Annotated in this window: 5 protein-coding genes; 2 read left to right on the top strand and 3 right to left on the bottom strand. The window is 45.3% G+C overall.

The genetic code is table 11. The annotated features are described in order from the left end of the window. From A3GI_RS11525 to A3GI_RS0108380, 3 genes are all read right to left on the bottom strand, one after another. Window positions 1–178: DUF4372 domain-containing protein (locus A3GI_RS11525; protein ID WP_018361010.1), on the bottom strand; the 178-nt coding region annotated here is incomplete at its 3' end. Window positions 179–463: 285 nt separating this feature from the next. After that, the gene (locus A3GI_RS0108385; RefSeq protein ID WP_018361009.1) at window positions 464–910 is read right to left on the bottom strand and encodes a YhcH/YjgK/YiaL family protein; all 447 of its coding nucleotides are present in this window, start codon (window positions 908–910) and stop codon (window positions 464–466) included. 4 nt (window positions 911–914) lie between these two features. Then, a complete protein-coding gene (locus A3GI_RS0108380) occupies window positions 915–2,222 on the bottom strand; it encodes an MATE family efflux transporter (RefSeq protein WP_238319961.1) in 1,308 nt (435 codons plus the stop codon). A 113-nt stretch (window positions 2,223–2,335) separates the two neighbouring features. Between A3GI_RS0108380 and A3GI_RS0108375 the strand changes: the two genes are divergently transcribed. Then, the gene (locus A3GI_RS0108375; RefSeq protein WP_018361007.1) at window positions 2,336–4,360 is read left to right on the top strand and encodes a DNA topoisomerase 3; all 2,025 of its coding nucleotides are present in this window, start codon (window positions 2,336–2,338) and stop codon (window positions 4,358–4,360) included. 3 nt (window positions 4,361–4,363) lie between these two features. Continuing rightward, window positions 4,364–6,694 (top strand): GH92 family glycosyl hydrolase, encoded by a 2,331-nt coding sequence (locus A3GI_RS0108370; protein ID WP_026216026.1) that lies wholly within the window; start codon window positions 4,364–4,366, stop codon window positions 6,692–6,694. Window positions 6,695–6,705: the final 11 nt, after the last annotated feature.

Here is a 6,705-nt window from a genome sequence, read left to right as displayed (position 1 = left end):
AGTCGAAACGTCTTATTACGGCGTAAAGCATGACAACCAGATGGGTCCAGGCATCGAAACGCTTGATGTACCTTTCTCCTGTGTGTGTTCGGCTATGTTGGAGGACTTGAGACTTGTCTAAGAGGTGGAGCAGCTGACTATAGATGGGCTGTCCGAAGAAATGCTTACTTTTACTCATCGTTACCTTGCATTGGTTTGGCGACAACAAAGTAACGAAAAGAGGGCTGACTTCCTGATACAGGAGCCAGCCCTTAATTTATTACTTCAAAAATTTTTATCGGACACCAATATTTTGCAATAACTTGCGTTCTTATTTCAATGAGATGATATACTACGTTCGTCCTGCTTCGCTTAAAAGTTCTGCAAGCTCTCTACCTGAACGAAAAAACCGGCCTGTGTAAAAGAAAAATGGCAATAAATTCAATATATTCCTTACATCGAATTCATGTCAAATCAGGAATCTCTAAAGTCGAACCTTGGCAATGCTCTTCTTGATTGTTCCCTCACCGATAATGGTCGCATGCGCATCTTCCGGCCAAAAAATGATAAACTGGCCGGGTTTATAATTGAAATAACCATCAGGTTCGTCTCCATAAAACATACAGTCACGTGCTGCATCGTAAGGCACAACTTTATCCCGGCAATCGGGGGTGGATTTCCACCCCACTCTCTCCTTTCCTTCCAACAGGAAATGAATATCTATAAAATTACGGTGAACCTCCAACACCTGCTTTTCTTCGGGTACGCCCAAAGGCCTGTCGTTATTGATAAACAAAATATCAGGCCGGAGAACGATACGCCCCGGAGGCATAAGTAACAAATCATGCTGTTTTACATACTCGAATACTTCATGAAAAAGCGGATGCAAGCATTCGTAACGATACGACTCCGATAAATTTGCTAAAACCATAAGATTATTTATTTACTATTTTATGCCCCATATACCACCCCATCAAACTGCGAATAAGCAGATAGCTTAAAAAAGCTATCCATAATATGGTCAATCCGCTTTCTGCTAAAAACCCGAATACAGAAGCAGAGCAATAAATGACAAAAAAAGCTGTCACTCCGGCAATCATGGTCAACCGCATGGCACGGCTATGGGTGGCACCGACAAAAATACCATCCCATAGAAATGCCGCAAAACCGCATAACGGAATTAAAGCAGCCCAATGTGCGTAATGCAAGGCATAGTCTATAACTTCCTGTTCGTCCGTGAGCAGATAAAGCAAGCCCTGCGGAAAAAGAAAATACAATACAGTGGTAATAAAACTCATGATCCAACCGATAACGAAGATGTTTTTAACGGTCTGTCTCAGCATATCGTATTTCTTTTCTCCGATAAACCGTCCGGTCAACGCCTCTCCCGCAAAAGCAAAACCGTCCAGAAAATAGGAAAATATAGTAAATAACTGCATCAGCAGAGCATTTGCCGCCACAGCATCAGTTCCAATTTTAGTTCCGGCATAAGTAAAAAACAGAGTCACACAACTCAACAAACCCGTCCGGATAATCAAATCCACCGAAATGCGGAGATACTGTCTAATTCTATGTGTGGAAAACATATCCTGCCAACGGATAAAACGTAAAATACGCCTGTACTTAAGTACACCGGCTACCAGCAGCATAAACACAGCAGAGTATTGCGCCAGTACAGTTCCCAAGGCCAAACCGCCGACTCCAAAATGAAACCGGACAACAAAAGCCACACTCAAACCGATATTGATAAGGTTTTGAAGTATTGCCACCGCCATTATCACACGTGTATTTTGCATACCGATAAACCAACCGTTTAACACATAAAGAGACAATGCGGCGGGTGCACCCAGAAAAGCCACTCTCAAATAGTCCAAAGCCTGATCGCTAATCTCCTGTCTACCGGCAGAAATCAAACCGGACAAATCATACAGAACAGGACGCAGGAGGATAATAAGAAATCCGCCCGCAACGGCGAAAAACAGACCTCGTGTCAATTGTAAACAGATGTCCCTCACATCCGATCGGCCATAAGCCTGAGCCGTAAAACCGGTACTGCCCATACGCAAGAAAGCAAAAAGCCAGACAACAAAGTTAACGACTCCGACGGCCACGGAAACAGCCCCAATGGTGGAAGAGGCTCCCATACGTCCGGCCAAACCCAAATCGACCAACGTCAACAAGGGTACGGTTATATTGGAAATGATATTGGGCAAAGCCAATCGAAAAATCTTCCTGTACATCATGCTGCAAAGTTAAGTCGAAAGAAAGGCAAAATATGCCTTAAGGTGGTTCATTCGGCTTACTAAAGTTATATTTGTAACCGATAACAGATTAAACAAGTTGCATCACAATCGTCATGATTCTCTGTATAGCCGAAAAACCGAGCGTAGCCCGAGATATTGCTTCCATACTGGGAGCCAATGAACGCCATGAGGGTTACATGGAAGGAAACGGCTATTTTGTGTCCTGGACTTTCGGACACCTGTGTACACTCAAAGAACCGCACGACTACGACTTGTATTGGAAACGGTGGGATCTAAGTACGTTACCGATGATTCCCGCCCGTTTCGGCATCAAATTTATTCCGCAGACCTCATACGAAAAACAGGGTAAGATTATTAAAGATCTCATTTCTCGCTCCAGGATGGTTATCAACTGCGGCGATGCCGGTCAGGAAGGTGAGTTGATCCAGCGATGGGTCTTGCAAATGTGTGGAAACACATTGCCGGTAAAGCGTTTATGGATATCTTCGATGACAGATCAGGCCATCAAAGAGGGTTTTCAAAATCTTAGAGAAGAGCATGAATTCCAATCGCTGTACGAAGCAGGAATGTGCCGTGCCATCGGAGACTGGTTGTTGGGAATGAACGCTACACGGCTTTATACCCTCAAATACAATAACCAACAGGGACAGGTGCTCAGTATCGGACGAGTACAAACTCCCACGCTGGCTCTTATCGTGCAAAGGCAAAACGAAATCGACCACTTCATCCCTACGACATACTGGACACTGAGCACGCAATACCGGGAAGTGACATTTTCGGCACAAAAGGGTAAATTCGATAAACAGGAAGAAGCGAACGAATCTTTATCCAAAATAGCATCCGAACCTTTTCTGATCAAGGATATCTCACAAAAAAAGGGGAAAGAACTGCCACCTAAACTATTTGACCTGACAAGCCTGCAAGTTTCCTGCAATAAGAAATTCAATCTTTCGGCAGAAGAAACACTCGGCATCATTCAAAGTTTATATGAAAAGAAACTGACCACCTATCCGCGCGTAGACACAACATATCTAAGCGATGATATCTATCCCAAAATTCCGGATATCCTGCGAGGGCTTGCAGATTATCAAGAGTTTACCGCCCCGCTGCTAAACGGCAAACCGCTTAAAAAAAGTAAAAAGGTTTTCGACAATAAAAAAGTTACAGATCACCACGCCATTATTCCGACAGGACAACGACCCGGAAATTTAACCGAAAAAGAACTGATTGTCTTCGACCTCATTACCCGTCATTTTATTGCCTCTTTCTATCCTGATTGTGAGATCAGCACCACAACGGTACTCGGCGAATCTGCCGATATACCTTTTAAGGCTACCGGCAAAGAGATACTTAAACCGGGCTGGAAAGCCATCTTCACCAATGATCAAACCGAAGAGGAAGACGAAGAAAATAAAACCAACAAAGAAGAAGAAGAACCGCAGAACAAAGTACTGCCGGCATTCGTGAGCGGGGAAAGCGGACCTCACAAGCCGGAAGTGAAAGAAAAACAAACCCAACCACCCAAACCGTATACGGAGGCCACATTGCTACGGGCTATGGAAACGGCAGGAAAGACAGTGGATGACGAAGAACTGCGCGAAGCAATGAAAGAAAACGGCATAGGACGACCAAGTACCCGTGCGAATATCATTGAAACGCTTTTCAAACGCGGATATATCGTCAAAGAACGAAAAAGCCTCAAACCGACGACTATCGGAAGCGGACTGATGAAAACCATAAACTACGAACTGCTGAAAAGCCCTGAACTGACCGGGATATGGGAATACAAGCTTCGGCAAATAGAAAGAAAGGAACTGGAAGCAGCTCAATTCATTTCAGAACTGAAAGCTCAAACAACACAGTTGGTCAATCAGGTACTCAGTACACCCAACAGACCGGGAGCGGCAAGCGAAGCGGTATCTCACTCGAATACGCCTCCCGTTTGCCCCAAATGCGGTAGAGGGTATATCATCAGAGGCAATAAGGCCTTCGGGTGCAGTGCCTACAAAGAGGGTTGCAACTTCAGACTCCCTTATGAAGAATATTCCCCGCAAATGTCGGATGAAGAACTTCTCGATACAATCAGAAAAATCAGCATAAATAAAATTCAACCATAAAAAATGAACAGACGATACCACATGGCAACGCTCTTGATTGCCATTTTTACGACATTGCCCTTTTCAGGATTATCCCAAACAGGCGCTCCTCCTTTAGACGATGGTTTTGGCCCTGTCGATATGGTTTCCCCCCTTATAGGAACCCAAAGCAGTTTCGAGTTGAGCAACGGTAATACCTATCCTGTAATTGCGCGCCCCTGGGGAATGAACAGTTGGACACCGCAAACGGGCAAGATGGGAGACGGATGGCAATATACTTATAATGCGCACAAGATCAGAGGGTTCAAGCAAACACACCAACCGAGTCCGTGGATCAACGACTACGGTCAGTTCAGCCTGATGCCCATCATCAGCAATGAACCGGTATTCGATGAAGACAAAAGAGCTTCATGGTTCAGCCACAAGGCGGAGACGGTTACTCCTTATTATTATAGTGTTTATTTAGCCGATTATAATATCAAAGCCGAGCTAACCCCCACAGAGCGTGCTGCTGTTTTTCGTTTCCTTTACCCTCGTCCCGGAGTAGACAACGGTTTTCCCACCCCATGGCTGATTATCGACGGTTTCGACGGCGGTTCGGATATTCAGGCGGCAGAAGGTTCTAACATCATCAGCGGTTACACCACAAAAAACAGCGGTGGCGTGCCGGAAAATTTCCGTTGCCACTTCATCATCAAATTGGACAGGCCCATTTTGGAAGTAAAAAAATGGGTTAAAGAAGATACCGAAAAAGGCACGCACACACAATTGGCCGTGCGCTTCGATGTGAGGAAGAACCCTTACGTCATTGCCAAAGTAGCCTCCTCTTTCATCAGTCAGGAACAAGCACAGTTAAATCTGCAAGAAATCGGCAATCGGGATTTCGAAACGGTAAAAAGAGCAGGACGAAAGGTTTGGAACGATCTACTGGGAAGAATCATCGTGGAAGACGGTACAACGGATCAGATGCGTACTTTTTACAGTGCTCTTTACAGGAGTTTACTCTTCCCGAGAAGATTTTTCGAAATCAACGGAAAACAGGAAATCGTACACTACAGCCCTTACAACGGAAAAATAGAACAGGGATACATGTACACCGATACGGGTTTTTGGGATACGTTCCGCTCCCTTTTTCCTCTGCTGAATCTTCTGTATCCGGAAGAGAACAAAAAAATCCAGGAAGGCCTGATCAATACTTACAAAGAAAGCGGTTTCTTCCCCGAATGGGCAAGCCCCGGACATCGGGACTGCATGGTGGGCAACAACTCGGCCTCTGTTTTAGCAGATGCTTTCATCAAGGGTATTCGTGTGGCAGATAAGAAGACGCTGGCAAAGGGCGTCGTCCACGGAGCGAATAATGTGCATCCGACAGTGAAAAGCACCGGACGCTTAGGGTATAAATACTACAATAAACTGGGTTACGTGCCTTATAATGCAGGCATCAACGAAAGCGTAGCACGTACTTTGGAATACTCCTATAACGATTGGTGCATATACAGACTGCTACGAAGCATGAGAAGGCCGGAAAAAGAGTGGGAAACGTATGCTTCGCGCGCACTCAACTATAGAACTCTTTTCGACCCGACGAGCAACTTGATGAGAGGGCGTTTGAAAAACGGCCGCTGGATGGAGCCATTCGAACCGTTGAAATGGGGAGATGCTTTCACCGAAGGTAATGCATGGCACTATGTATGGTCTGTTTTTCACGATGTGCAGGGACTCATAGACCTGATGGGTGGTGATGGAGCTTTTACCGATATGCTCGATCATGTATTCAAACTGCCACCGATCTTCGATGAGAGTTATTACGGTTTCGTAATACACGAAATCAGGGAAATGCAAATCACGAACATGGGTAACTACGCACATGGCAATCAACCGATCCAGCACATGATCTATCTTTATAACTATGCCGGCGAACCCTGGAAGGCACAGGCACGGGTGAGAGAAGTCATGAACAAACTCTATACACCGAACCCCGATGGCTACTGCGGAGACGAAGATAACGGACAAACCTCTGCCTGGTACGTGTTTTCAGCAATGGGATTCTACCCTGTTTGTCCCGGCACAGATCAGTATGTTCTGGGCTCTCCGCTTTTCCCGCGTATCACCCTTTTTCCCGGTGGCGACAGATATAAACCAACGGTTATCGAAGCCAAAGGCAACAACGATACCACCCCTTATATAGAATCGCTGACGATTAACGGTATTCCTTCCAGCAGATGCTACCTGACTCATAAAGAATTGACAGAAGGAGGTAAACTCGTATTCACCATGAGCACCCAACCGAACAAAGAAAGAGGAACTCTAACCGCAGACCGGCCTTATTCGTTCAGTACGGATCCTTCCAAATAAAATACCATTCA

The organism is Porphyromonas macacae DSM 20710 = JCM 13914 (assembly GCF_000379945.1).
Lineage (GTDB): Bacteria > Bacteroidota > Bacteroidia > Bacteroidales > Porphyromonadaceae > Porphyromonas > Porphyromonas macacae.
This window is presented reverse-complemented; position numbering and strand designations above follow the sequence as displayed.